Origin of the sequence: Mesorhizobium sp. WSM4884 (assembly GCF_029625675.1) — a bacterium.
GTDB lineage: Bacteria > Pseudomonadota > Alphaproteobacteria > Rhizobiales > Rhizobiaceae > Mesorhizobium.
Genome location: NZ_JARTVO010000107.1, coordinates 1 through 229, shown reverse-complemented (window position 1 = coordinate 229; position 229 = coordinate 1). Strand labels below are relative to the sequence as shown.

The window sequence follows — 229 nt, the reverse complement described above, 5'->3', positions numbered from 1 at the left end:
ATGTGGCGGCCGGGCGCCCCCACACGGGCCGTCACGTCCCTCTTGCCGATCTTGACCGCGATATCGGAGTGATCGGCATAAAGGTCGCAGCCAACAAGACGAAAGGCCGAGCGGGCGTTCTCGCCGAAGCCGAAGACATGCTCGACACCTGCATCCTTGGCCACTTTCCCGAGCAGCTTCCAACGCGGATCGTCGCGATTGAGCAGCGCGGCGCCGCCGGCCTCTATGC

At 65.1% G+C, this 229-nt stretch carries 1 pseudogene; it reads right to left on the bottom strand.

Annotated features, from left to right (window positions below):
- Nucleotides 1–229: pseudogene (locus tag P9236_RS30845) on the bottom strand (UDP-N-acetylmuramoylalanyl-D-glutamyl-2, 6-diaminopimelate--D-alanyl-D-alanine ligase); the annotation flags it as partial.